The 25,797-nt window shown below is 61.6% G+C and carries 23 protein-coding genes; 11 read left to right on the top strand and 12 right to left on the bottom strand.

Annotation, left to right across the window (positions count from 1 at the left end; translation table 11 throughout):
* Positions 1-10: 10 nt before the first annotated feature.
* On the top strand, positions 11-1,441 hold the full coding sequence (locus I6L39_RS15350) for a 6-phospho-beta-glucosidase (RefSeq protein ID WP_216990132.1): 1,431 nt from the start codon (positions 11-13) through the stop codon (positions 1,439-1,441).
* 102 nt (positions 1,442-1,543) lie between these two features.
* On the opposite strand, the gene purF is transcribed toward I6L39_RS15350, so the two are convergent.
* From purF to lrp, 7 genes are all read right to left on the bottom strand, one after another.
* Complete coding sequence (purF, locus tag I6L39_RS15345; protein ID WP_042075483.1) at positions 1,544-3,064, bottom strand: amidophosphoribosyltransferase; 1,521 nt, start codon at positions 3,062-3,064, stop codon at positions 1,544-1,546.
* 18 nt (positions 3,065-3,082) lie between these two features.
* A complete protein-coding gene (locus I6L39_RS15340; RefSeq protein WP_042075481.1) occupies positions 3,083-3,574 on the bottom strand; it encodes a CvpA family protein in 492 nt (163 codons plus the stop codon).
* 182 nt (positions 3,575-3,756) lie between these two features.
* The gene (serS, locus tag I6L39_RS15335; protein WP_209792014.1) at positions 3,757-5,052 is read right to left on the bottom strand and encodes a serine--tRNA ligase; all 1,296 of its coding nucleotides are present in this window, start codon (positions 5,050-5,052) and stop codon (positions 3,757-3,759) included.
* A gap of 344 nt (positions 5,053-5,396) precedes the next feature.
* Positions 5,397-6,734 carry a replication-associated recombination protein A gene (locus I6L39_RS15330; protein WP_216990131.1) on the bottom strand — a complete coding sequence of 446 codons (1,338 nt, stop codon included), beginning with the start codon at positions 6,732-6,734 and terminating at the stop codon, positions 5,397-5,399.
* A 31-nt stretch (positions 6,735-6,765) separates the two neighbouring features.
* A complete protein-coding gene (gene lolA / locus I6L39_RS15325; protein WP_216990130.1) occupies positions 6,766-7,374 on the bottom strand; it encodes an outer membrane lipoprotein chaperone LolA in 609 nt (202 codons plus the stop codon).
* Positions 7,375-7,445: 71 nt separating this feature from the next.
* Positions 7,446-9,947 carry a DNA translocase FtsK gene (locus I6L39_RS15320; protein WP_216990129.1) on the bottom strand — a complete coding sequence of 834 codons (2,502 nt, stop codon included), beginning with the start codon at positions 9,945-9,947 and terminating at the stop codon, positions 7,446-7,448.
* 189 nt (positions 9,948-10,136) lie between these two features.
* The gene (gene lrp, locus I6L39_RS15315; RefSeq protein WP_005300047.1) at positions 10,137-10,628 is read right to left on the bottom strand and encodes a leucine-responsive transcriptional regulator Lrp; all 492 of its coding nucleotides are present in this window, start codon (positions 10,626-10,628) and stop codon (positions 10,137-10,139) included.
* 150 nt (positions 10,629-10,778) lie between these two features.
* Here lrp and ald point away from each other — a divergent pair, with 150 nt between their 5' ends.
* The 3 genes from ald to I6L39_RS15300 all read left to right on the top strand — a co-directional run bounded on the left by ald (position 10,779) and on the right by I6L39_RS15300 (position 14,327).
* Positions 10,779-11,894 (top strand): alanine dehydrogenase, encoded by a 1,116-nt coding sequence (gene ald / locus I6L39_RS15310; protein ID WP_216990128.1) that lies wholly within the window; start codon positions 10,779-10,781, stop codon positions 11,892-11,894.
* A gap of 183 nt (positions 11,895-12,077) precedes the next feature.
* Positions 12,078-13,028: a thioredoxin-disulfide reductase gene (gene trxB, locus I6L39_RS15305; protein WP_042075469.1), complete on the top strand. Its 951-nt coding sequence runs from the start codon at positions 12,078-12,080 to the stop codon at positions 13,026-13,028.
* Positions 13,029-13,085: 57 nt separating this feature from the next.
* The gene (locus tag I6L39_RS15300) at positions 13,086-14,327 is read left to right on the top strand and encodes a diguanylate cyclase (protein WP_042075465.1); all 1,242 of its coding nucleotides are present in this window, start codon (positions 13,086-13,088) and stop codon (positions 14,325-14,327) included.
* A gap of 100 nt (positions 14,328-14,427) precedes the next feature.
* On the opposite strand, the gene I6L39_RS15295 is transcribed toward I6L39_RS15300, so the two are convergent.
* Positions 14,428-14,898, bottom strand: a complete 471-nt coding sequence (locus I6L39_RS15295; protein WP_042075463.1) for a glycine zipper 2TM domain-containing protein — start codon at positions 14,896-14,898, stop codon at positions 14,428-14,430.
* Between the two features lie 17 nt (positions 14,899-14,915).
* On the opposite strand from I6L39_RS15295, the gene aat reads away from it, so the two are divergent.
* The 3 genes from aat (at position 14,916) to infA (ending at position 16,623) form a co-directional block, all read left to right on the top strand.
* Positions 14,916-15,623 (top strand): leucyl/phenylalanyl-tRNA--protein transferase, encoded by a 708-nt coding sequence (gene aat, locus I6L39_RS15290; protein WP_216990127.1) that lies wholly within the window; start codon positions 14,916-14,918, stop codon positions 15,621-15,623.
* Positions 15,620-16,336: an arginyltransferase gene (locus I6L39_RS15285; protein WP_216990126.1), complete on the top strand. Its 717-nt coding sequence runs from the start codon at positions 15,620-15,622 to the stop codon at positions 16,334-16,336. Before aat ends, I6L39_RS15285 begins: the two co-directional genes overlap by 4 nt.
* A gap of 68 nt (positions 16,337-16,404) precedes the next feature.
* A complete protein-coding gene (infA, locus tag I6L39_RS15280; RefSeq protein WP_005300033.1) occupies positions 16,405-16,623 on the top strand; it encodes a translation initiation factor IF-1 in 219 nt (72 codons plus the stop codon).
* Between the two features lie 69 nt (positions 16,624-16,692).
* Here the strand turns inward: infA and clpA are convergent, their stop codons facing one another.
* Both clpA and clpS read right to left on the bottom strand, forming a co-directional pair.
* The gene (gene clpA / locus I6L39_RS15275) at positions 16,693-18,945 is read right to left on the bottom strand and encodes an ATP-dependent Clp protease ATP-binding subunit ClpA (protein WP_216990125.1); all 2,253 of its coding nucleotides are present in this window, start codon (positions 18,943-18,945) and stop codon (positions 16,693-16,695) included.
* Between the two features lie 60 nt (positions 18,946-19,005).
* Positions 19,006-19,323 (bottom strand): ATP-dependent Clp protease adapter ClpS, encoded by a 318-nt coding sequence (gene clpS / locus I6L39_RS15270; protein ID WP_005325410.1) that lies wholly within the window; start codon positions 19,321-19,323, stop codon positions 19,006-19,008.
* 228 nt (positions 19,324-19,551) lie between these two features.
* Between clpS and cspD the strand changes: the two genes are divergently transcribed.
* Positions 19,552-19,770 carry a cold shock-like protein CspD gene (cspD, locus tag I6L39_RS15265; RefSeq protein WP_005300025.1) on the top strand — a complete coding sequence of 73 codons (219 nt, stop codon included), beginning with the start codon at positions 19,552-19,554 and terminating at the stop codon, positions 19,768-19,770.
* A 131-nt stretch (positions 19,771-19,901) separates the two neighbouring features.
* On the opposite strand, the gene asd is transcribed toward cspD, so the two are convergent.
* Positions 19,902-21,014: an aspartate-semialdehyde dehydrogenase gene (gene asd, locus I6L39_RS15260; RefSeq protein ID WP_042075458.1), complete on the bottom strand. Its 1,113-nt coding sequence runs from the start codon at positions 21,012-21,014 to the stop codon at positions 19,902-19,904.
* 337 nt (positions 21,015-21,351) lie between these two features.
* Between asd and sugE the strand changes: the two genes are divergently transcribed.
* Positions 21,352-21,666 carry a quaternary ammonium compound efflux SMR transporter SugE gene (gene sugE / locus I6L39_RS15255; RefSeq protein ID WP_042075456.1) on the top strand — a complete coding sequence of 105 codons (315 nt, stop codon included), beginning with the start codon at positions 21,352-21,354 and terminating at the stop codon, positions 21,664-21,666.
* A 122-nt stretch (positions 21,667-21,788) separates the two neighbouring features.
* Here sugE and I6L39_RS15250 read toward each other — a convergent pair whose 3' ends face one another.
* Positions 21,789-22,487, bottom strand: a complete 699-nt coding sequence (locus I6L39_RS15250; protein WP_216990124.1) for a B3/4 domain-containing protein — start codon at positions 22,485-22,487, stop codon at positions 21,789-21,791.
* A gap of 291 nt (positions 22,488-22,778) precedes the next feature.
* Here I6L39_RS15250 and ycaO point away from each other — a divergent pair, with 291 nt between their 5' ends.
* Together ycaO and focA are read left to right on the top strand one after the other, a co-directional pair.
* Positions 22,779-24,539: a 30S ribosomal protein S12 methylthiotransferase accessory factor YcaO gene (gene ycaO, locus I6L39_RS15245; protein WP_216990123.1), complete on the top strand. Its 1,761-nt coding sequence runs from the start codon at positions 22,779-22,781 to the stop codon at positions 24,537-24,539.
* A 382-nt stretch (positions 24,540-24,921) separates the two neighbouring features.
* The gene (gene focA / locus I6L39_RS15240) at positions 24,922-25,770 is read left to right on the top strand and encodes a formate transporter FocA (protein ID WP_200164719.1); all 849 of its coding nucleotides are present in this window, start codon (positions 24,922-24,924) and stop codon (positions 25,768-25,770) included.
* Positions 25,771-25,797: the final 27 nt, after the last annotated feature.

Genomic DNA, 25,797 nt, shown 5'->3' with positions numbered 1-25,797 from the left:
GAGGTAACCAATGTCGTTAGCAAGATTTCCCGAAGGCTTCCTGTGGGGCGGCGCCCTGGCCGCCAACCAGGCGGAAGGCGCCCATCTCGAGGGGGGCAAGGGCCTGACCACGGTGGACATGATCCCCCACGGCCCGAGCCGCATGGCGGTCAAGCTCGGCCAGGAGAAGCGCTTCTCCCTGCGGGAGGACGAGTTCTACCCGAGCCACGGGGCCATCGACTTCTATCACCGCTACAAGGACGACATCGCCCTGATGGCCGAGATGGGCTTCACCGTGTTTCGCACCTCCATCGCCTGGAGCCGGATCTACCCCAGGGGGGACGAGCGGGAGCCCAATGCCGAGGGCATCGCCTTCTACCGGGCCCTGTTCGAGGAGTGCAAGAAGCACGGCATCGAACCCCTGGTGACCCTGTGCCACTTCGACGTGCCCATGCACCTGGTGACCGAATACGGCTCCTGGCGCAACCGCCAGATGGTGACCTTCTTCACCCGCTACGCCCGCACCTGCTTCGAGGCGTTCGACGGCCTGGTGAAGTACTGGCTCACCTTCAACGAGATCAACATCCTGCTGCACAGCCCCTTCTCCGGGGCCGGGCTGGTGTTCGAAGAGGGGGAACACCAGGAGCAGGTGAAGTACCAGGCGGCCCACCACGAGCTCATCGCCAGCGCCCTGGCGACCCGGATTGCCCACGAGGTCAATCCGGCCAACCAGGTGGGCTGCATGCTGGCGGGGGGCAGCTTCTACCCCTACTCCTGCAAGCCCGCCGACGTCTGGACCGCGCTCCAGAAGGAGCGGGAGAACCTGCTGTTCATCGACGTGCAGGCCCGGGGCGCCTACCCGGCCTATGCGGCTCGCGTGTTTCGCGACAAGGGGGTGGTGCTGGTCAAGGAGCCGGGTGACGACGAGATCCTCCAGCACACCGTCGACTTCGTCTCCTTCAGCTACTACGCCTCCCGCTGCGCCGCCGCCGACATGAACCAGGGCAACACCAGCGAGGCCAATGTAGTCAAGTCCCTGAAAAACCCCTACATCGAGGTAAGCGAATGGGGCTGGGGCATCGATCCTCTGGGTCTTCGCATCACCATCAACACCCTGCACGACCGCTACCAGAAACCGCTGTTCCTGGTGGAGAACGGCCTGGGGGCCGTGGACGAGGTGAACGAGCAAGGAGAGATCGAGGACGACTACCGCATCGCCTACCTGCGGGAACACATCCAGGCCATGGGGGATGCCATCGAAGACGGCATCCCCCTCATGGGCTACACCAGCTGGGGCTGCATCGATCTCGTGTCCGCCTCCACCGGCGAGATGAGCAAGCGCTACGGCTTCGTCCACGTGGACAGGGACGACGCCGGCCGGGGCACCCTGGCGCGCAGGCGCAAGAAGTCGTTCTGGTGGTACAGGAAGGTGATCGCGAGCCACGGGGAAGATCTGGCCTGATGGCGCATCGCCCGGGCATCCCGGGTGATGTACTAATGCAGTGGAAAATAACATGGGGGCCCAGGGCCCCCATGTGTTGTTTCAGCGCGACGCGGAAAACGTTTAACTGCCTTCGTTGAAAATTTCCAGGTTGCTGGTCCCTTCCTGCCACTCGCGCACCGCCTTGTTGTCGTCGCTGCGCAGGGCATTGAGGTGGTCCAGATAACCCTGATCCACGTCCGAGGTCACGTAGTGGCCGTTGAACACCGAGGTCTCGAAGTGGCGCAGCTCGGGGTTGATCTCCCGCACCGCCGCTTCCAGATCTTCCAGATCCTGGAAGATGAGGCCGTCGGCGCCGATCAGCTTGCACACCTCTTCCACTTCCCGGCCGTGGGCGATCAGCTCGTTGGCGGTGGGCATGTCGATGCCGTAGACGTTGGGGAAGCGAATTTCCGGCGCCGCCGAGGCGAAGTAGACCTTGGCTGCCCCCGCCTCGCGGGCCATCTGGATGATCTGCTCCGAGGTGGTGCCGCGCACTATGCTGTCGTCCACCAGCAGCACCTTCTTGCCCTTGAATTCGGAGCTGATGGCGTTGAGCTTGCGACGCACCGACTTCTTGCGCTGGGTCTGGCCCGGCATGATGAAGGTACGGCCGATATAGCGGTTCTTCACGAAGCCCTGACGATAGGGCAGACCCAGGGTGTGGGCGATCTCCAGCGCCACGTCGCAGGAGGTCTCGGGGATGGGGATGACCACGTCCACGTCGAGATCGTCCCACTCCCGGGCGATCTTCTGGCCCAGCTTGCGACCCATGTTGAGGCGGGCGGCATAGACGGAGACCTTGTCGATGCAGGAGTCGGGGCGGGCGAAGTAGACATACTCGAAGATGCAGGAGCTCATCTGCGGGTTCTCCGCGCACTGCTCGGAGAAGAGCTGGCCCTGCTCGGTGATGTAGATGGCCTCGCCCGGCGCGACGTCACGCACCGTCTCGAAACCGATGGCGTCGAGGGCAACGCTCTCGGAGGCGAGCATGTACTCCACCTGGCCCTGCTCGTCGACCCGGCGACCCAGGATCAGCGGGCGGATGCCGTTCGGGTCGCGGAACCCGATGAGACCGTGGCCGATCACCAGGGAAACCACGGCGTAGGCGCCGCGGATCTGCTGATGCACCTTGCGCACCGCCGAGAAGATGTCCTCCGGGCGCAGCGCCATCTTGTCGCACAGGTCCAGCTCGTGGGCCAGCACGTTCAGCAGCACTTCGGAGTCCGAGGTGGTGTTGATGTGGCGGCGGGCCACCTTGAACTGCTGCTCCTTGAGCTCCTTGGCGTTGGTGAGGTTGCCGTTGTGAGCCAGCACCATGCCGTAGGGGGAGTTCACGTAAAACGGCTGGGCCTCCGCGGCACTGGAGCTGCCGGCGGTGGGATAACGGACGTGTCCTATGCCGATATTCCCCTTGAGCCGCTGCATGTGGCGCACTTCAAACACATCCTTCACCAGACCGTTGGCCTTGCGTTGCCGGAAGTTTCCACTGTCAATGGTCACGATCCCGGCGGCATCCTGTCCCCTGTGCTGCAACACCGTCAAGGCGTCGTAGAGGGCCTGATTGACGGGGGTGGTGCCAACTATACCGACAATACCGCACATGTCTTTGCTACCTCGATGTCACTGTACCTGTTGAAGAAAACTGGACGAGTTCATCATGAACCCGAAGAACCACTGGATCACCGGCTTGAACTCGGGAACCAGCCTGGATGCCGCCCACCAGTCGCTCTGGGAGAGGCTGGTGAAGGTATCCATGAAAAACAGCAGGGCGCTGACGATCAGCACCCCGCGAATGGCGCCAAAACAGACCCCCAGCACCCGATCGGTCCCGGAGAGCCCCGTCTTCTCCACCAGCAGGCCCACCACATAGTTGACCACGCTGCCGAGGATCAGGGTCGCCACGAACAGGGCCGCGATGGCGAGGCCGTTGCGCACCATGGCGTCGGAGAAGGAGGTGAAATAGACGGCGAGATCGGGATAGAAGCGGCTGGCAATGAAAAAGGCGACGAACCAGGTGACGAGGGACATGGCTTCCTTGAGGAAGCCCCGCACCAGGCTGATGAGGGCGGAAAAACCGACGATGCCCATGATGGCGTAATCAATCCAGACCATAGAAAAAGATGTCCTGCGAAATTGCGGCGCAGTCTAACAAAAACGATTGCGCAATGCTTGATAAAAATGTGTTAAACGCACGACGGGCGTGCCGGGACGGCGATGGGGCCCCGCTCACGCGGCCGGCGCCAGAATGCACAACGCCATGGCAAAGCCATGGCGTTGTCGTCTGCAACGAGCGCTTACCCGATGTGGGTCAGGCCGCCCATGTAGGATTGCAGCGCCGCCGGAATGGCGATGCGGCCATCTTCCTGCTGGTAGTTCTCCAGCACCGCCACCAGGGTGCGACCCACCGCCAGGCCGGAGCCGTTCAGGGTGTGGATCAGCTGCGGCTTGCCGTCGATGCGCACGCGAGCCTGCATGCGGCGCGCCTGGAAGTCGGTGCAGTTGGAGACAGACGAGATCTCGCGGTAGGTGTTCTGGGCCGGCAGCCAGACTTCCAGATCGTAGGTCTTGGCGGCGCAGAAGCCCATGTCACCGGTAGAGAGCGCCATCACGCGATACGGCAGCTCCAGCAGCTGCAGCACCTTCTCGGCGTGGCCCACCATCTCTTCCAGGGCATCCCAGGACTTCTCGGGGTGCACCAGTTGCACCATCTCGACCTTGTCGAACTGGTGCATGCGGATGAGACCACGGGTGTCGCGGCCATAGGAGCCCGCTTCGGAGCGGAAGCAGGGGCTGTGGGCGGTCATCTTGATGGGCAGTTCCTGCTCGTCGAAGATCTCGTCGCGGGCCATGTTGGTGAGTGGCACTTCGGAGGTCGGGATCAGGGAGAACTTGCGCAGCTTGCCCTCGTCTTCCCCTTCCCCCTCGATACCGGTGTTGAAGAGATCCTGGGAGAACTTCGGCAGCTGGCCGGTGCCATACAGGCTGTCCGGGTTGACCAGATAGGGCACGTAGCACTCGGTGTAGCCGTGCTGCAGGGTGTGCAGGTCCAGCATGAACTGGGCCAGGGCGCGGTGCAGGCGGGCAATCTGGCCCTTCATCACCACGAAGCGGGCGCCGGAGAGCTTGACGCCGTTCTTGAAGTCGACGCCCTTGGCCGCTTCACCCAGATCGATGTGATCGCGCACCGGGAAGTTGAACTCGCGCGGGGTGCCCCAACGGCGCACTTCCACGTTGTCGTTCTCGTCGCGGCCCACCGGGGTGGTGTCGCTCGGCAGGTTCGGGATGGCATCGGCAATCCCCTTGAGCTGGGCCAGCAGGGCGTCCAGCTCGACCTTGCTGGTCTCGAGCTCGTCGTTGATCTTGGTCACCTGGGCCTTGAGCGGGGCCACATCCTCGCCACGACGGGCAGCCTCACCGATGGACTTGGAGCGGGCGTTGCGCTCGGCCTGCAGCTCCTGGGTACGGGACTGCAGATCCTTGCGTTTCTCTTCCAGAGCGTTGACCGCCGCTACGTCCAGAACGTAGCCACGTGTCGCCAGACGAGCGGCAGCTTCATCGATGTCGCTGCGCAGATATTTGGGATCCAGCATGGTTTACCTACTTTTTTTAATGGGATCTGGGCCCGGGTCGTCGTGACCGGGCCGGGAAACAGATCCGGAAGTTAACATCGGTTGGCACACCCCTGTCGTCTTTTGCATCGGGCCAGCAAGATGGGGCCTTCGAAATCAAGAAGATGGCACCAGGCCAAGACAAGCGGGGTCAGACGGGCAGTGTAGCAGACCGCCCCCCCGCCCGAACAGGGACTATTGCGGTCGTTTTGCCCTGTTTTCCGGGGGATGGCGACCCCGATGGAATCGGTTGGCCAATTAACGCACAATCGGTCCGGCCGGCCAGGCGCAGACCGCTCGTAGCGGGCCGAACCCGGCCCTTGCCGCTATTTTTCCCGCCGCTTCGGGCTCTGCCTGTCCAGCTCGCGCAGGTAGTCGAGCTTCTGGCCGATCTGCTTCTCCAGGCCCCGTTCGGTGGGCTGGTAGTAGTGCTTGCCGGCGAGCTCGGGCGGAAAGTACTCCTCCCCCGCCGCATAGGCCCCCGGCTCGTCGTGGGCGTAGCGATACTCGGCGCCGTAGCCGAGCTCGCTCATCAGCCTGGTGGGGGCGTTGCGCAGGTGCGGCGGCACCTCGAAGTCCGGCAGGGTTTTGGCGTCCGCCAGCGCTGCCTTCCAGGCGGTGTAGACCGCATTGCTCTTGGGCGCGCAGGCGAGGTAGACGATCGCCTGGGCGATGGCCCGCTCCCCTTCAGCCGGCCCGATACGGTGGAAGCAGTCCCAGGCCGAGAGAGCCACCTGCATGGCGCGGGGGTCGGCGTTGCCCACGTCTTCCGAGGCGATGGCCAGCAGCCGGCGCGCGATGTAGAGGGGATCGCAGCCGGCGCTCACCATGCGGGCATACCAGTAGAGGGCGGCATCCGGCGCCGAACCACGGATGGACTTGTGCACCGCCGAGATGAGGTCGTAGAAGTGATCGCCGCCCTTGTCGAAGCGCGCCACGTGCTCCCCCACCACGGCGGCGAGCAGGGCGCTGTCGATCTGCTTGTGGCCGCTGCCGTCGAGCTCCGCCATGTCTGCCAGGAGCTCAAGATAGTTGAGGGACTTGCGCCCGTCCCCGTCCACGGCTTTTGCCAGCGCCTCCTTCACCCCGGGGGCGAAGGTGAGGCTGGGGTCATTGAGGCCGCGGGGATCGGTCATCGCCTGATCGATCATGGCGAGGATGTCCTCCTCCTCCAGCCGTTTGAGCAGATAGACCCGGGCCCGGGAGAGCAGCGCGTTGTTGAGTTCGAACGAGGGGTTTTCGGTGGTGGCGCCGATGAAGGTGATGGTGCCGTCTTCGATGTGGGGCAGGAAGACATCCTGCTGGCTCTTGTTGAAGCGGTGCACCTCGTCCACGAACAGGATGGTGCGCACCCCGCGCCAGCCGTTCTCCTTCGCCTTGTCGATGGCGGCGCGGATCTCCTTGATGCCGGAGGTGACGGCGGAGAGCCGCTCCACCTCCGCCTGGCAGTAGTGGGCCATCAGTTCCGCCAGCGTGGTCTTGCCGGTGCCGGGCGGACCCCAGAGGATCATGGAGTGGCAGTGGCCGGCCAGGATCGCCTTTCGCAGAGGCTTGTCGGCCCCCAGGATATGCTGCTGGCCGATGTACTGATCCAGGGTCTGCGGCCGCATGCGGGCCGCCAGCGGTCGAAAGTCAGCGGAAAAGTCCAGCGACAGGTTGCTCATCGGCGTGGCTCGCTTGGGGTGATGCGGGTCATCAGCGCTGGTCGTCCAGCGCGACCCCCTTGGGGATCTTGAACACGAACTCGTTGCCCTTGAGCACCGGCTTGCGGTTGAAGTTGCTCAGGGTGAATTCGCTCCACTGCCCCTGGGCCTCCTTCACGTCGAAGCGGCTGATGTTGTTCTGGCGATCAAACGTGATGCGGAAGGAGGCGATCAGCTCGTCCTGGCTGCGGCTGGTGACGGTGTAGACATCCCCTTCCTGGGTCACGTCGTAGTTCTTCCAGAGGCTGTTGTTGTTGCCGGCGATGAGCACGAAGGGGGTGTTGAGCACGGCGTCCTTCATCTTGAGAGCGGTCACCTGCTCGACGAAGGGATCATAGACCCAGACGTCCTTGCCGTCGGCCACGATCAGGCTCTCGTCCGGGGAGGTGGTGTGCCAGTTGAAACGGTTGGGGCGCTGCACCAGCAGGGAGCCGCTCGCCTTTTGCAGCTCCTTGCCCTTGCTGTCATAGACGGTCTGAGCAAACTTGGCGGAGAACAGGCTCACCCCTGCCAGCTTCTGCTTGAGATCGCTGGCCGTATCGGCCCACACCTGGCTGCTGGCGACCAGCAGCACGGAACCCATCAACAGTTGTTTTTTCATCAGGCTCTTCATAAAGACGTTCTCGATAAAAGGCCACGCCCGCAGAGGGCATGGCCAGGATGATGTGAGGCTTAATCGCGCACCGGCGGCGGTGCCAGCACGTCGCGCTGGCCGTTGCCACCTGGGGCGCTGACGATGCCCTGGTTCTCCATCTGCTCGATGAGACGGGCCGCCCGGTTGTAGCCGATCTTGAACTTGCGCTGCACGCTGGAGGTGGAGCCGCGGCGGGATTCCACCACGAAGGCCACCGCCTCGTCGAACAGGGGATCGAGCTCCTCGTCGCCACCGCCGCCGTAGTCGCCGCCACCGCCCTCGCCGTCCGACTCGCCGGAGAGGATCTCGTCGATGTAGTCCGGCTCGCCGCGCAGTTTCCAGTCCGCCACCACCTTGTGCACCTCGTGGTCATCGACGAAGGCGCCGTGGACCCGGGTCGGGTTGGAAGTACCGGCCGGCATGTAGAGCATGTCCCCCATGCCGAGCAGGGATTCGGCCCCCCCCTGATCCAGGATGGTGCGAGAATCTATCTTGCTCGACACCTGGAAGGAGATCCGGGTCGGGATGTTGGCCTTGATGAGGCCGGTGATCACATCCACAGACGGGCGCTGGGTCGCGAGGATGAGATGGATGCCAGCCGCCCGCGCCTTCTGGGCGATGCGGGCGATGAGCTCTTCCACCTTCTTGCCGACGATCATCATCATGTCGGCGAACTCGTCCACCACCACTACGATGTGAGGCAGCTTCTCGAGCTCCGGCGGCATCTGATCCATGGAGTCGCCCGGACGCCACAGGGGATCGAGCAGGGGATCGCCCGCCTCGATGGCGGCCAGCACCTTGTCGTTGTAGCCCTTGAGGTTGCGCACCCCGACCGCGGACATCAGCTTGTAGCGGCGCTCCATCTCGCCCACGCACCAGCGCAGGGCATTGGCGGCATCCTTCATGTCGGTCACCACCTCGGTCAGGAGGTGCGGGATCCCCTCGTAGACCGAGAGCTCCAGCATCTTGGGGTCGATCATGATGAAGCGCAGATCCTCGGGGGAGGACTTATAGAGCATGGAGATGATCATGGTGTTCACCCCCACCGACTTGCCCGAGCCCGTGGTACCGGCCACCAGCAGGTGCGGCATCTTGGCGAGGTTCACCACCACGGGCTCCCCCGCGATGTCCTGGCCCAGCCCCATGGTCAGCGGATTGCGGCTGTCGCGAAACGCCTCGCAGTCCAGGGTTTCACGCAGGTAGACGGTCTGGCGCACCCGGTTGGGCAGTTCGATGCCGACATAGGTCTTGCCGGGGATCACCTCCACCACCCGCACGCTGCTGGCGGAGAGGGAACGGGCGAGATCCCGCGACAGGTTGGTTATCTTGCTCGCCTTCATGCCCGGCGCCAGATCCAGTTCGAAACGGGTGATGACGGGGCCCGGATAGACACCGACCACCTTGGCCTGCACGTTGTAGTCGGCGAGTTTCGCCTCCACCAGCCGGCCCATGCGCTCCAGCTCGTCCTTGCTCATCATCTGGGTCTTGGCAGGCGGCCTGTCCAGCAGCTCGATGCTCGGCAAGGGAGCCAGACCGGGCTGGGGACGGCGCTTGGCCTTGACCGGCGCCGGGGCGACCGGTGCCTCGGGTTCATCGTCCCCCTCGGCCCAGGGCAGATCGAGGTCGTCCTCATCCTCCTGGCTCACCACGGGGCGCTGACGGCCGCTGGCCACGCGTTTGCCCTTGGGGGCCGGGGTCTCGTCCTCATCTTCGTCGTCAAACTGCGGCTCGAACTGGAAGGTGTCCTCGTCCAGCTCCGGCAGCCACTCGTCAGCTTTTGTCTTTTGAGCCCGATTTTTAGCCTTGGGATTGCGCGTCCAGCTGCCGTGGGGCTCGTCTTCGTCGTCCTGGTCGAAGGCGCCCACGCCCCCTTCCAGCAGGGGATCCGGTCCCTCATAACGGGGCTGACGCCAGCCCCCGGTCAGCCAGCGCCCCAGGGTGGTGGGGAAATGGTAGATGGCGCTGACGCTGCCGGTGCAGGCGGCACCGATCCGCTCGACTATGGTGAGCCAGGACCAGCCGGTGAACAGGGTGATGCCGGTCGCCACGAAGCAGAGCAGCATAAGGTTGGCTCCCACCCCGCCGAACAGCGGCACCACGGCGGAGGCGATCACGTCACCCACCAGGCCGCCGGCGGAGAAATTCTGCAGGTCGTTGAAGTTCATGCTGGCGATGGCGGACATGCCGAGCACGGTGAGGATGAAGCCGATGATCCGCACCGACAGGGTGAGATAGTCCACCTCCAGCAGCTTGCTCGGCCGCCAGAACAGGCTCCAGCCAAGCAGCACCGTCAGCGGCGGCACCAGGTAGGAGAACGCCCCGAAGGTAAACATGGTGATGTCGGCGAGCCAGGCCCCGGCGCTGCCTGCCAGGTTCTTCACCTCCCCCTGCCAGGAGGTCTGGGACCAACCGGGATCGGCGGGGTGATAGGTCAACAGGGCAAGCAAGAGATAGGCAGCCATCAGGGTGATGGCGATCAAGACGGCCTCGAAGATCCGTTGTGTACCTGATAAAGGAGTAAACAGCTTTTTATCGGCCAAACTCCGGCTCCTTTGTGAAAACATGAATGCGGGATAGGGGGCCTAGTATCCCTGAAAAGCCCACCGGTTGTCAGCCAGTGCCTGAAGGCGGGCCGTGAAACAGCAATAATGAAGAAACGAGCGGACCGGCCGCTCGTTTCTGACTATCGTGACTCGTCATGGAACGAGCAAGTCACAGCACAACCCCGCTTATCGGGTGCTGATCACCAGACGACTGCTCTGTTTGACCTCTTCCATCACCACATAGGTGCGGGTGTCGTTGACGCCGGGCAGACGCAGCAGGGTTTCCCCCAGCAGGCGGCGATAGGCGGACATGTCGCTGACGCGGGTCTTGAGCAGATAATCGAAATCACCGGACACCAGATGGCACTCCTGGATCTCCTCGAGCACCTGCACAGCCTTGTTGAACTGTTCGAACACGTCGGGGGCGCCGCGATTGAGGGTAATTTCCACGAATACCAGCAGAGACGCGTCCAGATAATGAGGGTTCAGAATGGCGGCATATCCTTCGATATAGCCTTGTCGCTCCAGGCGACGAACCCGTTCCAGACACGGTGTGGGACTCAGGCCAACTCGTTTGGACAACTCAACGTTCGAAATCCTGCCATCCTTTTGCAGTTCATTCAGAATGTTGCGGTCAATCCTGTCCAAATCCTTTAGCCGACTCTTAGCTTCCATCATTTAATTCCATCCTTTGGCTATTTTTTGGTAAGAATCACCAGTCATTTTATAATAATGGTCACAAATCCTGTCAATACCTGAATATACTAGGCGCAAATGTCGCTTAACATCTAGGCAACATAAACCACCAATCGATAGACGAGGGATAGCATGATTATCGGTGTACCTAAGGAAATAAAAAACCATGAATATCGCGTAGGCATGGTTCCGGCCAGTGTACGTGAACTGACAGCACGAAACCATACCGTTTTCGTCCAAAGCGGCGCAGGAAATGGCATTGGGTTCAGTGACGCAGATTATCTGGCTGCCGGAGCCGAGATCCTGGCCTCTGCGGCAGACGTTTTCGCCAAGGCGGAGATGATCGTCAAGGTCAAGGAGCCCCAGGCGGTCGAGCGCGCCATGCTGCGTCCGGGCCAGACCCTCTTTACCTACCTGCACCTGGCGCCAGACCTGGCCCAGACCCGGGAGCTGGTGGACAGCGGCGCTATCTGCATCGCCTATGAAACCGTCACCGACGGCCGTGGCGGCTTGCCCCTGCTGGCCCCCATGTCGGAGGTGGCCGGACGCATGTCTATTCAGGCGGGTGCCCAGGCGCTGGAGAAATCCCGCGGCGGTAGCGGCGTGCTGCTCGGCGGCGTGCCCGGCGTGGAACCGGCCAAGGTGGTGATCATCGGCGGAGGCGTGGTGGGCTCCAACGCAGCCCGCATGGCCATCGGCCTGCGTGCCGACGTCACCATACTCGACAACAACATCGATACCCTGCGCCGTCTCGACAGCGAGTTCCAGGGCGCCGCCAAGGTGGTCTACTCCAACCGCGAGACCCTGGAGCGCCATCTGCTGGCGGCAGACCTGGTCATCGGTGGCGTGCTGGTACCGGGCGCCACTGCGCCAAAACTTGTCAGCCGTGACCACATTGCCCGCATGAAGCCGGGGTCGGCCATCGTGGACGTGGCCATCGATCAGGGCGGCTGCGTCGAGACCTCCCATGCCACCACCCATGAGGACCCCACCTTCATCGTCGACGACGTGGTGCACTACTGCGTGGCCAACATGCCGGGCGCCGTGGCACGCACCTCCACCGTGGCCCTGAACAACGCCACCCTGCCCTTCATCATCAAGCTGGCCGAACAGGGCTATCGCAGCGCACTGCTAAGCGATCCCCACCTGCGGCACGGCCTGAACGTGATGGCGGGCAAGATCACCTGCAAGGAGGTCGCCGTGGCCCACAACCTGGCCTACACGGATCCCCTGACCCTGTTGAACTGATCGCGTCCCCGCGAGGGGAGGTAGATGAGTGAAAACCCGCCCGCGATGGGCGGTTTTTTTTTATGCCTGCCATCCCCCCTGCCCCTCACTTTGGCGATTGTCCCAATCGATGCGCCGGCCTTTGACCGCGGATCACGAATTACCTACAATCGCGCAAACTCATCACGTCTCGGAAATCACATCATGAGCCAAGTCACTCACAGCAAACTGCTGATCCTGGGATCCGGCCCGGCAGGTTACACCGCGGCCGTCTATGCCGCCCGCGCCAACCTCAATCCCCTGCTCATCACCGGCATGCAGCAAGGTGGCCAGCTGACCACCACCACCGAAGTGGAAAACTGGCCGGGGGATGCGGAAGGGCTGACCGGCCCGGCCCTGATGGAGCGCATGAAAGAGCATGCGGAGAAGTTCGATACCCGCATCCTCTTCGATCACATCAATGAAGTGACGCTGACCGAACGCCCCTTCCGCCTCAAGGGCGACAACGGGGAATACACCTGCGATGCGCTGATCCTCGCCACCGGCGCCTCCGCCAAGTACCTGGGGCTGCCCTCCGAAGAGGCGTTCAAGGGCCGCGGCGTCTCCGCCTGCGCCACCTGTGACGGCTTCTTCTACCGCAACCAGGAAGTGGCCGTAGTCGGCGGCGGCAACACCGCCGTGGAAGAGGCGCTCTATCTGGCCAACATCGCCAAGAAGGTGCACCTCATCCATCGCCGCGACGAATTCCGCGCCGAGAAGATCCTGATCAAGCGCCTGCATGACAAGGTCGAGAGCGGCAACATAGTGCTGCACACCCACCAGACTCTGGACGAAGTGCTGGGGGACGACATGGGCGTGACTGGGGTGCGTCTGCGCAGCACCCGGGATCACTCCACCTCCGAGCTGCCGCTGATGGGAGTCTTCATCGCCATCGGCCACCAGCCCAACACCCAGATCTTCGAGGGCCAGCTGGCCATGGAGAACGGCTACCTGAAGGTGCGTGGCGGCCTGGAAGGGTTTGCGACCCAGACCAGCATCCCCGGGGTGTTCGCCGCCGGCGACGTGGCCGACCACGTCTATCGTCAGGCGATCACCTCGGCCGGGACCGGCTGCATGGCGGCCCTCGATGCCGAGCGATATCTGGACGCCCAGTAACCATAAAGATATAAAGGGCATGCCAACCGGCATGCCCTTTTCTTTTTAAGGAGCAGAATGAAACGGAAAATCATGATTGTGGAAGACAGCCTGACGGTTCGCCGCATGCTGACCCAGGCCATTGCGCAGCAGACCGGGCTGGAAATCGATGCGTTCGACACCCTGGAAGGGGCACGCGACTGTCATGGCGAAGAGTACGTGGTCGCCCTGGTGGATCTCACCCTGCCTGACGCCCCCGGCGGGGAAGCCGTCAACGTACTGCTGGCACGCGGGTTGCCGGTGGTGATTCTCACCGCCGACATCAGCGAGGAGAAGCGGGAGGCCTGGCTGGAGGCCGGGGTGCTGGACTACGTGATGAAGGATTCACGCCACTCCCTGCAATACGCCGTCAGCCTGGTGCACCGCCTCTACCTCAACCAGGCCATCGAAGTGCTGGTGGTCGATGACTCGCTCACCTCCCGCCATCGCACCGCGGCCCAGCTGCGCAAGCAACTGCTGCAGGTTCACGAGGCCAACTGTGCCCGGGATGCCCTGGCCCTGCTCGAGCAACATCCCGCCATCCGGCTCATGCTGGTGGACTACTACATGCCGGAGATCGACGGCATCAGCCTGGTGCGGATGCTGCGCGAACGCTACAGCAAGCAGCAGCTCGCCATCATCGGCATCTCGGTGTCGGACAAGCACGGCCTCTCGGCCCGTTACCTCAAGCAGGGGGCGAACGACTTTCTCAACCAGCCGTTCGAGCCCGAGGAACTGCAGTGCCGGGTCAGCCACAATCTGGAGGCACTGGAGCAGTTCACCAGCATTCAGGAGTCGGCCAATCGCGACTACCTGACCGGGCTCTACAACCGGCGCTACTGGTTCAACGAGGGACAGAAGTGGTTCGAGGAGCATCAGCGTCAACAGGCGCCGCTCGCCCTGTGCGTGCTGGACGTGGATCATTTCAAGCAGGTTAACGATCACTGGGGCCACGCCATCGGCGATCAGTTGCTCTGCCACCTGACCCGGCTGCTCACCCAGTTCTTCCCGGATGCCATGATAGCCCGCTTCGGCGGCGAGGAGTTCGCCCTGATGGTGCCCCACTGCTCCGTCCCCGTGCTGCTCAAGCGGCTGGAGGGATTGCGGCAACAGATGCGCCAGCAACCGTTGTCACGGGAGACACCGCTGTTTGTGCGCGCCAGTTTTGGCGTCATCAATGTCGGGCGGCTCTCCATGGACGAGGCGCTCTGCGAGGCCGATCGCCAGCTGTATCAGGCCAAGAACACCGGGCGCGACAAGATAGTCGCCCAGAACGCCTGACAACGCCTCACGAAAGACACTCCGTGTAGTTCCGCCCGGCGCCCCTTGCGGTGGCCGCCGGGTCATTTTCCTTCCCCAGGGCTCCCTGCCCACCGAGTCGTCAGTAAGTCTTGTCGACCCGCACCCCATCGTTGAAATAGAGGATGCGCACCTTGTCTCCCTGTGCAAACACCATGGCCGGATCGTAATCCTGGATCACGTTGATGAGCCTGTCCTGATCGCTCCTGATCAGGAGTTCCACCAGCTTGTTCTCCACCACGCTGCCCCCGGACTGGTAATGTTGCACCGCGGCCGCCCCCGCCAGCGCCCCGACGGCAGTGGCAATCTCACGCCCGTGGCCGCCGCCAAACTGATTGCCGAGCAGGCCGCCGAGCACGGCACCTCCCAGGGTCTTCCAGCCGGTATGCTCGGACTCCACCACCTGGCGCTGGGTGATGTTGCGCACCGTATCGACCTGGCCAAAGACCACCTGCTCCACCGGACGCGCCGTGTTGCGCTCATACACGGCGCCCCAGGCGGGTGCCGTGACAAAGCCAAGCAAGCTGGATACTATCAGGATAATGGCCTTCATCTATGAACCTCTGCCTTATGTCTCGCTATCTTACCGAACTGGATGATGAGCTGTGCTGGTTTCCCTCCCCCAGCCATGCGCTGGAAGAGCCCAACGGGCTGCTGGCGATAGGGGGGGATCTCTCCCCTGCTCGATTGCTGGCAGCTTACCACAGCGGGATCTTTCCATGGAATGAACCCCATCAGCCATTGTTGTGGTGGTCACCGGACCCCAGGGGAGTCATCGTGCCCGACGAACTCCACATAGGCCGCAGCCTGCAGAAGTGCATTCGCCGCACGTCCTTCGAGGTGTTCATCAATCGTGCCTTCGACGAGGTGATCGCGGCCTGCGCCGCCCCTCGTCGCGGTGCCAGCGGCACCTGGATCAGTGCCCCCATGATCGACGCCTATCGGCAACTGCATCGGCTCGGCCATGCTCACTCCGTCGAGATCTGGCAGGATGATCGGCTGCAGGCTGGGCTCTATGGTCTCTCCCTTGGCCGCCTCTTCTGCGGTGAATCCATGTTCAGCCGCATCGACAACGGCGCCAAACTGGCCATGGTGGCACTCTGCCGCCATTTCGCCCACCATGGCGGCGCCCTCATCGACTGCCAGATGCAGAACCCTTTTCTGGCCACCCTGGGGGTCCAGGAATGGCCCAGACACCGCTTTCTGGCCACATTGGCAAACCTGACCCGGCAACCACTGCGGGACGGTTGCTGGCAACCGAGGAGAATCAGCCTGTGAGTGAAGAAGTGATCCTCAAGGTAGGCCTGACCCCCCGGCATCCTTGCAGCTACCTGGGCCACGAGCAGGAGCAACTGCTGGTGCTGATGGACCATGAGCTGCTCAATGCCGCAGGCTATGAGCGGCTGCTGACAGCCGGATTCCGGCGCAGCGGCAACGACATCTACCGCCCTCACTGCCCGGCCTGCAGCGCCTGCCAGTCCCTGCGCATCCACAGCGAACGCTTCGTACCCAGCCGGAGCCAGAAACGCATCCGCCAGCTGAACCGTGACCTCGAGCTGGTGCTGAGCTACGACGACAAGCCCGAGTATTACCAGCTCTATGAGCGCTACATCCGCGAGCGCCACCGGGATGGCAGCATGTATCCGCCGAGCCGTACCCAATATAAAGGCTTTTTGCACTGCGACTGGATGCCGCCTCTCTACATGGAGATACGCAAGGAGGGACGCCTCATCGGGGTGGCGACCACGGATCTGCTCCCCCATTCCCTGAGCGCCATGTATACCTTCTTCGATCCCGATTATGCCGACCGGTCGCTCGGCACCTTCGCCATCCTGAGCCAGCTGGAACTTGCCAGGCGCACCGGTCGCCAGTGGCTGTACCTGGGCTATCTGGTGGAGGAGTGCCGCAAGATGAATTACAAACGCCAATACCTGCCCCACGAGTTGCTGGTGCAGGGAGAATGGAAAAAATTCGACGCCAAGCCCGAGTAAACTTTACACATAGCCTTAAATCCGGCATGATCCAGCGGTTTTTTGTTGTGGCTTATCAAGAGGATTCAATGGCTAAAGAAGACAGTATTGAGATGCAGGGTACCATTCTCGAAACCTTGCCCAATACCATGTTCCGTGTGGAACTGGAAAATGGTCACGTGGTTATCGCTCATATTTCCGGCAAGATGCGCAAAAACTACATCCGTATCCTGACTGGAGACAAAGTAACGGTGGCTCTGACTCCGTACGATCTCTCCAAGGGACGTATTGTTTTCCGCTCTCGCTAAGCCAGGAATTCAGCAAAAAACCCCAGCCTCTCGGTTGGGGTTTTTTGCTATTGCTGGCACTCGCACAGGTTAGTGGGATACAGCTTCAACGTTGACCTGAAAATCAAAGCTGAGGCTGTTGTTCACCAGTTCGACTCTCACCACACCGCCATCGACCAGTGAACCGAACAGGATCTCGTTGGCCAGAGGCTTCTTGAGGTGTTCCTGAATGACCCGTCCCATGGGTCTGGCTCCCATTGCCCGATCATAGCCCTTCTCGGCCAGCCAGTGGCGCGCCTCCTCCGATACCTCGAGCGAGACGCCCTTGGCGTCCAGCTGAACCTGCAGCTCGACGATGAACTTGTCGACGACCTGATGGATCACCGCCATGTCCAGATGATTGAACCAGATGATGTGATCCAGCCGGTTGCGAAACTCCGGGCTGAAGGTCTTGTTGATCACCGCCATGGCATCGTGGCTCATGTCCTGTTGCTGGAAGCCGATGGACTTGCGCTGGGTCTCCTGCACCCCTGCGTTGGTGGTCATCACCAGGATCACGTTGCGAAAATCGGCCTTGCGCCCGTTGTTGTCCGTCAGGGTGCCGTTGTCCATCACCTGCAGCAGCAGGTTGAACACGTCCGGGTGCGCCTTCTCGATCTCGTCAAGCAGCACGACCGAGTGCGGGTGCTTGAGCACGGAGTCGGTCAGCAGGCCGCCCTGCTCGAACCCCACGTAGCCGGGAGGCGCCCCGATCAGGCGGGAGACGGTGTGACGCTCCATGTACTCCGACATGTCGAAACGCAGCACCTCGACCCCGAGCGCCTTGCCCAGTTGCTGGGTGACCTCGGTCTTGCCCACCCCGGTCGGGCCGGCAAACAGGAAGCAGCCGACGGGACGGCGCTCGTTGCCAAGGCCGGAGCGGGACAGGCGGATGGCATCGGTCAATACCGTGATGGCCTTGTCCTGGCCGAACACCACCATCTTGAGGTTGCGCTCCAGGTTCTTCAGCACTTCCTTGTCGGAAGAGGAGACGGACTTTTCGGGAATGCGGGCAATCTTGGCAACGATGGCCTCGATTTCCGGCACATTGATCACCTTCTTGCGCTTGCTGACCGGCAGCAGGCGTTGCCCAGCCCCCGCCTCGTCGATCACGTCGATGGCCTTGTCCGGCAGGTGGCGATCATTGATGTACTTGGCGGAGAGCTCCACCGCGGCACGGATCGCCTTGACGGTATAGCGCACGCCATGGTGAGACTCATAACGGCTCTTGAGCCCCATCAGGATGCGGGTCGTGTCATCCAGGCTCGGCTCGACGATGTCGATCTTCTGGAATCGACGGGCCAGGGCACGGTCTTTCTCGAAGATCTGGGAATATTCCTGGTAGGTGGTCGAGCCTACACAGCGCAGCAAGCCATTGGAGAGCAGCGGCTTGATGAGGTTGGCCGCATCCAGCTGGCCGCCGGAGGCTGCCCCTGCCCCTATGATGGTGTGGATCTCGTCGATGAAGAGGATGGCCCCTTCCTGGCGCTCAATCTGCTTGAGCAGCACCTTGAGGCGCTTCTCGAAGTCACCGCGGTATTTGGTCCCCGCCAGCAGGGAGCCCATGTCCAGGGAATAGATGGTGCTGCCCGCGATCACCTCGGGCACATCGCCCTTGACGATGCGATAGGCCAGCCCCTCGGCGATGGCTGTCTTGCCCACCCCGGCCTCCCCCACCAGCAGCGGGTTGTTCTTGCGACGGCGGCACAGCACCTGAATGGTGCGGTTGAGCTCCTGATCGCGGCCGATGAGCGGATCGATACGCCCCTCCAGTACCAGCTGGTTGAGGTTGGTGGCAAAACTCTCGATCTGGGCGGAAGAGACCTCATCGTCGGACTCGGCATTGCCGCCACCACTCTCGGGCTTGCTGTCTTTGCGCACCCCGTGGGAGAGGAAGTTCACCACATCGAGTCGGCTGACTTCGGCCTTTTTCAGGAAATAGGCCGCCTGGGACTCCTGCTCGCTGAAGATGGCGACCAGCACATTCGCACCGCTCACCTCGGTGTTGCCGGAGGACTGGACATGGAACACGGCCCGTTGCAGCACGCGCTGGAAGCCCAGGGTCGGCTGGGTTTCCCTGTCTTCATCATCACGGGGAATGAGCGGGGTCGTTTGATTGATGAATGCGCGGATCTCCTTGCGCATCTGCTCCACGTCCGCACCACATGAACTCAGCGCCTCATGGGCTGAGCTGTTATCCAGCAGGGCTAACAACAGGTGCTCGACGGTCATGAATTCGTGGCGCTCGTCACGGGCCAGCTTGAAAGCCTCGTTCAGCGTCTTTTCTAGATCTTTGTTCAACATAGGCACCTCCCCTCAGTACAGCAACAATGCGGTGTCGTTATCGCCATCAAGTCATCAGCTTCAAGCCTTTTCCATGGTACATAGCAGTGGATGTTCGTTGTTACGTGAATAGGTGTTGACCTGGACCACCTTGGTTTCGGCAATTTCGGCGGTAAAGGTGCCGCAGACTCCCTTACCACTATAATGCACGCTCAGCATCACCTGAGTGGCCTTCTCCAGATCCATACCAAAGAACCTTTGCAGCACCTCCACCACGAACTCCATCGGTGTGTAGTCATCGTTGTTCAGGACAACCTTGTACATGGGTGGCGGTTGCAGCTTCGTTTTCTCTGCTTCTGCAATCTCTTCATTAGCAAAGAGTTCTTTCTGCTTGCTCATAATTGTGCTTTGGTACCTCTAGATTACTACCGTCTCGTTCTCGATTGTCAATAGACTTGTTAACCAGATCACATCGGTTGTTAACAACTTCTTGACTCGCTTAAAAGTTGGACTAGATTGGTTACTTGCTAATCGGCGCCCGTCTGCTATGGGGTCATGCCCTAGTTATATAAGGCCGGCGCAGGTTACTCAACGACTTCAGGGTAATCAATAAAAGGATGTAGATGTATGGCAACCGGAACAGTCAAGTGGTTCAACAACGCAAAAGGATTTGGGTTTATCTGTCCGGAAGGCGGTGGTGAAGATATCTTCGCTCACTACTCCACGATTCAAATGGAAGGTTACAAGACCCTGAAAGCGGGTCAGGCAGTCAATTTTGAACTGCAGCAGGGGCCGAAAGGAAATCACGCCTCTGTCATCGTGCCAAACGAAGCACAGAACATGTAAGAGTCAGACTGGATAAATTGAAAAACGGCATCCTGCAGGGATGCCGTTTTTTTATTGGCCTTGCCGCCTCACACAACAAGAAAGGCCAGGCCTTCCTTGCTGTGCTTCGGGGACTTGCTCGCGGCCTATGCTCAGCGGGCCAACAGGATGTTGAGCATGCGGCGCAGCGGTTCGGCTGCGCCCCACAGCAGCTGGTCGCCCACGGTGAAGGCGGCCAGGTATTCCGGCCCCATGTTGAGCTTGCGCAGACGACCCACCGGGATGCTGAGGGTGCCGGTGACGGCGGCCGGGGTCAGCTCGCGGGCAGTGATGTCGCGATCGTTGGGGATCACCTTGACCCAGTCGTTGTGGGCAGCCAGCAGGGTTTCGATCTCGGCCAGCGGCACATCCTTCTTCAGCTTGATGGTGAACGCCTGGCTGTGGCAGCGCAGGGCGCCGATGCGCACGCACAGACCATCAACCGGAATGGCGGCGTCTTCTAGCCCAAGGATCTTGTTGGTCTCGGCCTGGCCCTTCCACTCCTCGCGGCTCTGGCCGTTGTCGAGCTTGGTGTCGATCCAGGGGATGAGGCCGCCGGCCAGCGGCACGCCGAAGTTGTCCACCGGTAGGGTGCCGGAGCGGGTCTTCTCGGTGATCTTGCGCTCGATGTCGAGGATGGCGGAGGCGGGATCCGCCAGCTCCACCGCCACTTCATCACGTAGAAGCCCCATCTGGGTAACCAGCTCGCGCATATGGCGCGCGCCCCCGCCGGAAGCCGCCTGATAGGTGGCCACGCTCACCCACTCCACCAGATCGGCCTTGAACAGACCGCCCAGGGCCAGCAGCATCAGGCTGACGGTACAGTTGCCGCCGACGAAGGTCTTGACGCCGTCATCCAGCGCCCGCTCGATGACGTCACCGTTGACCGGATCCAGGATGATGACCGCGTCCTTCTCCATGCGCAGGGAGGAGGCGGCGTCGATCCAGTAGCCCTGCCAGCCGGCGGCTTTCAGGCGCGGATAGACATCCTTGGTGTAGTCGCCGCCCTGGGCGGTGATGATGACGTCCTGTGCGGCCAGTGCCTCGATGTCGAAGGCATCCTGCAGGATGCCGGCATCGACGCCGAAGTTGGGGGCGGCCTCACCGGCCTGGGAGGTGGTGAAGAAGGTGGGTTGAATGCGGGCAAAATCCTTCTCTTCCTGCATCCGGCTCATCAGGACCGAACCCACCATGCCACGCCAACCGACCAAACCTACTTTTTTCATAATGTCCTACCCTGGATAGCTGCTATAGAAACCGTGTGTTGCACCCGTGCCCCTCGCCCGGCGCAGGCCGTTTACAAGGTGTTCACAAAATATGGGTTGCGAAGAATGTGTCTGTCCACATTACGGATTGTGACGGCGGGCGCAAGTCGAATTGCGCAATATTCTGTGCCGTTCGTTGCAATATCCGCCAGCCTGGCCGGCCTGCGAGCGGCCGGTTGGCATCCCGCCACGACTTGGGGCATCATTGAGACCGACCGGCAGCCCCGCTGCCCCTCGGGGACGACCCCGAGGCCTCCTGATGCGCAGGGACGACCCTGCTCCCTGCGGAACCTGCCTTATGTCCTGGTTGCTCCTGCTGTTGGCCGGCCTGTTCGAGGTCGCCTGGGCCATCGGCCTCAAGTACACCGACGGCTTCAGCCGCCCTCTCCCCACCCTACTGACCCTGAGTGCCATGGCCGTAAGCGTGCTGCTGCTCGCCATGGCGGTCAAGCAACTGCCGCTCGGCACCGCCTACGCGGTCTGGACCGGCATAGGCGCGGTCGGCACCGTGCTGATGGGGATCTGGCTGTTCAACGAGCCGGCCACCCTTGCCCGGGTGCTCTGCCTGCTGCTGATCATCGGCGGCATTCTGGGGTTGAAGCTGATCGGTTGAGCCGCGGCGCTGCCCACGAAGGAAAACTCGAAAAACCACAACAAGCCGCGGGCGGTCAAAGCAGACCCCCGCGGCTTGTGAGAGACATCTCTCTTACCAGTGAGCGGCAAGAGAAGCGCTGGTCATGCCCCACCAGGCTCACCTATCAGGGTTCTCTCGATCCGGGCCTGCGGCATCATCTGCAGCAACCCCTCGATCAACCGATCTCCGGCCTGGTGCAACGCAGCCAGCGGCATGGATGGCAGGCTCTCCAGGATGAACCACATCTGCCCGCACTCCACACTGAGCCGGGTACGGACCCCCTGACGCCAGTTCCAGCGGCGACAGGTCACCCCTCTGTCGTCCCGCCACACCACTTCCCCGGGCTCAGGCCTCTCCTGGGCTGGCAGCCCTTCCTTTATGGTGTCAAAGCGTTCGCTGCCATCGGCGATCACCAAGCGGGGCTCCCCTTCATAGGCCGCCAGATTTTCCCCACCCACAGGAATGGCATATTCGATGCTCACCGCGTTGTAGAGATCGACCACGGGATCGATGCTGGGCATGACGCCATCGCGCAGCACCCGCTTGCGCAGTGCCTGCGCCGAACAGGGGGTACGCTGGGGTTTGGCACCAAACGACTTGAACACCTCGTCCCAGGCAGACAGATGCGCCTGAGCCCAGGGTGCCTCCCCTGCCTGCACGGCCTTGCACGCCCGCGCCAGGGCGGCGGCGCCGACCTCGGGGTGCGTCACCCCAGGAGTCTCCACCAAAATACTGAGTGCTCTGAATCCGGACACCAGGTGGGCGACGTCAGGGGCAATACGGGGGATCATGAAGGACATGGCGACTCCCGGTCAGCAAACGATGACCAATAACGAGAAAACACGGGGTGGCGAGGGGCAGCCCTCGCCACCAGACGAGGCGCCATGATGGAAGAAGCCTTCACGCAATCAAATCGACTTTCTCTTAAGGCACTTCAGAAAAACTGATGTGCCTCCCCCTTAGCGATGAATCCATCATCACCCTGGCGCCGTGCAAGCGCGCGACGCGACCGCATTGCCCTGGCCGCTTTCCCCGTCACTCATGCTATTATCTGCGTCCAAACATGAGCCCATAAGAATCAGGATATTGTGATGACCGACCACACTTTTATTCCCGGCAAGGACGCGGCGCTGGAAGACTCCATCGAACGCTTCCAGACCAAGCTGCAAGCCCTGGGGTTTGATATCGAGGAGGCCTCCTGGCTCAACCCCGTGCCCAACGTCTGGTCCGTGCACATCCGGGACAAGGAATGCTCCCTCTGCTTCACCAACGGCAAGGGCGCCAGCAAGAAGGCGGCACTGGCCTCGGCCCTTGGCGAATATTTCGAGCGTCTCTCCACCAACTACTTCTTCGCCGACTTCTATCTGGGGGAACAGGTTGCCAATGGCGACTTCGTCCACTACCCGAACGAGAAGTGGTTCCCCATCGAGGGGGCTCAACTGCCCGCCGGCCTGCTCGACCCCTTCACCCGCAAGTTCTACAACCCGGACGGAGAAGTGACCGCCGACATGCTGGTGGATCTGCAATCAGGCAACGAGGAGCGTGGCATCGTCGCCCTCCCCTTCGAGCGCCAGTCCGATCACCAGACCGTCTACATCCCGATGAACATAGTGGGCAACCTCTATGTCTCCAACGGCATGAGCGCCGGCAACACCAAGACCGAGGCCCGCACCCAGGGTTTGTCCGAGGTGTTCGAGCGCCACGTGAAGAACAAGATCATCGCCGAGGCCATCAGCCTGCCGGAGATCCCGAGCGAGGTCATCGCCCGCTACCCCGGCATCAAGGCTTCCATCGATGCGCTGGAGGCCGAAGGCTTCCCCATCTACAGCTTCGATGCCTCCCTGGGTGGCCGCTATCCGGTCATCTGCGTGGTGCTGCTCAACCCGAGCAACGGCACCTGCTTCGCCTCCTTCGGCGCCCACCCGCGCTTCGAAGTGGCCTTCGAGCGCACCGTCACCGAGCTGCTGCAAGGCCGCAGCCTCAAGGATCTGGACGTCTTCGTGCCGCCGTCATTCGACAACGAGCAGGTGGCAGACCACCACAACCTGGAGACCCACTTCATCGACTCCTCCGGCCTCATCAGCTGGGATCTGTTCAAGCAGGAGTCCGACTTCGAGTTTGCCGACTGGGACTTCCGCGGCAGCTCCCAGGAGGAGTTCGACCACCTGATCGGCATCTTCCACGAGCTGGAGCAGCCGGTCTATATCGCCGATTACGAACACCTCGGCGTCTATGCCTGCCGCATCCTGGTGCCCGGCATGTCCGACATCTATCCGGTTGAAGATCTGCTGCTGGCCAACAACACCATGGGCGCCCACCTGCGGGAAACCATACTGGCGCTGCCGTCGCTTAAGTGGGACGCGGAGCAGTACATGGCGCTGTTCGATCAGCTGGATGAAGAGGGTCACGACGAGCGGACCCGGGTGCGCGAGCTGCTCGGCATCGCCGCCGCCAAGGGCACCGCCCTGCACACCCTGCGCGTGGGCGAGCTGAAAGCCATGCTGGCGCTGGCCGCCGGTGAGCTGGAGAGCGCCCTGGATCTCATCGACTGGACCATGGAGTTCAACCAGTCGGTATTCCCGGCCGATCGCGCCGCTTACTACCGCGCCCTGCGCGCCTGCGTCGAGCTGTTCCTGGACGAGGATCGCGACCCCGAGCAATACCGCCCGGTATTCGCCCGCATGTTCGGGGAAGAGACCCTGGCGCAGGCCTGGGCCAATGCCCGCGGCGAGGCGCGCTTCCACGGTCTGGAAGCCGCCGACCTGTCACTCTCCCAGTTCCCGCTGCACCAGAAACTGCTGGCCGCTTACGAGAAATTGCAAAAAGCCAAACGAATCCATACCTGGAACTGATATGCTAGTGTGACGAAGGGGCCTTATGGCCCCTTCTTTTTTATGGTCTACGCTTTGGCTGGCCTTTATTCAAAGATGAAATAAAAGACAAAAAATACCTCTTAGGGGGTTGTTAATTTGATGCCCATGGTGCAGGGGTTCCGCAAAGGTGCCTTGCCGGTACTTTTTTAGAGATGCCGTTTATAAGTTCTTAAAAATCAGAATATTAATAAATGCTTCACTTCTGTTTCACCTGAAACCTGGTGTAAAGAGAAGCTTCCGGACGACGAAAAATCCTGTAGTAAAATTACATTCACAATCTGTAATTCTTGATCGGAGTCAATTTTGGGGATCTGCCCCTTTGTTATGATTTCCACAGGCAAAATATGCAGGTACATGAGAATTGAAAGCAGAATCACCCTTTGATTGTCTCAAGCCCGAAGCCATCGCCGCACTGGCCGAAGACATTACCTATGCCAAGGCCACCAAGCCCGCATACAAGACTATTCCTCTGGCCATCACGGCAGGCGCCTTCATCGCCATCGCCTTCGTCTTCTATATCACCGTCACTACCGGCTCAAGCGGCATGTCCTGGGGTATGGCCAAGCTGGTCGGTGGTCTCTGCTTCTCCCTCGGCCTCATCCTCTGTGTGCTGCTCGGTGCCGAGCTGTTCACCTCCACCACCCTGACCCTGGTGGCCAAGGCGGCCAATCGAATCAGCTGGGCCCAGTTGCTCAAGAACTGGGGACTGGTCTACTTCGGCAACCTCATCGGCGGACTCATCATCGTCGGGCTCATCATCATGTCGGCGGAATACACGGCGGCGGATGGCCAGTGGGGGCTGAACGCCATGAAAGTGGCCCAGCACAAGATCCACCACACCTTCTTCGAGGCCGTGGCCCTCGGCATCCTCTGCAACCTCATGGTGTGTCTCGCCGTGTGGATGGCCTTCGGCGCCCGCAGCGCCACCGACAAGGTGATGGTGATGCTGCTCCCCGTCGCCATGTTCGTGGCCTCCGGTTTCGAGCACAGCATCGCAAACATGTTTATGATCCCGGTCGGTATCGCCATCCACAGCGTCGCGAGCCCGGAATTCTGGCAGGCCATCGGCCAGGATCCGGCGACCTTTGCCGACCTGACCGTGTCCAACTTCGTCCTGCACAACCTCATCCCTGTCACCATAGGTAATATCATTGGTGGTGGCGTAATGGTTGGGCTGACTTACTGGTTTATCTTCCGTCGCCATCATTAAGGATGGCGGCAGACACATAAATACCTT

The sequence above is a fragment of the Aeromonas sp. FDAARGOS 1409 genome (assembly GCF_019048705.1).
Classification (GTDB): domain Bacteria; phylum Pseudomonadota; class Gammaproteobacteria; order Enterobacterales; family Aeromonadaceae; genus Aeromonas; species Aeromonas sanarellii.
This window is presented reverse-complemented; position numbering and strand designations above follow the sequence as displayed.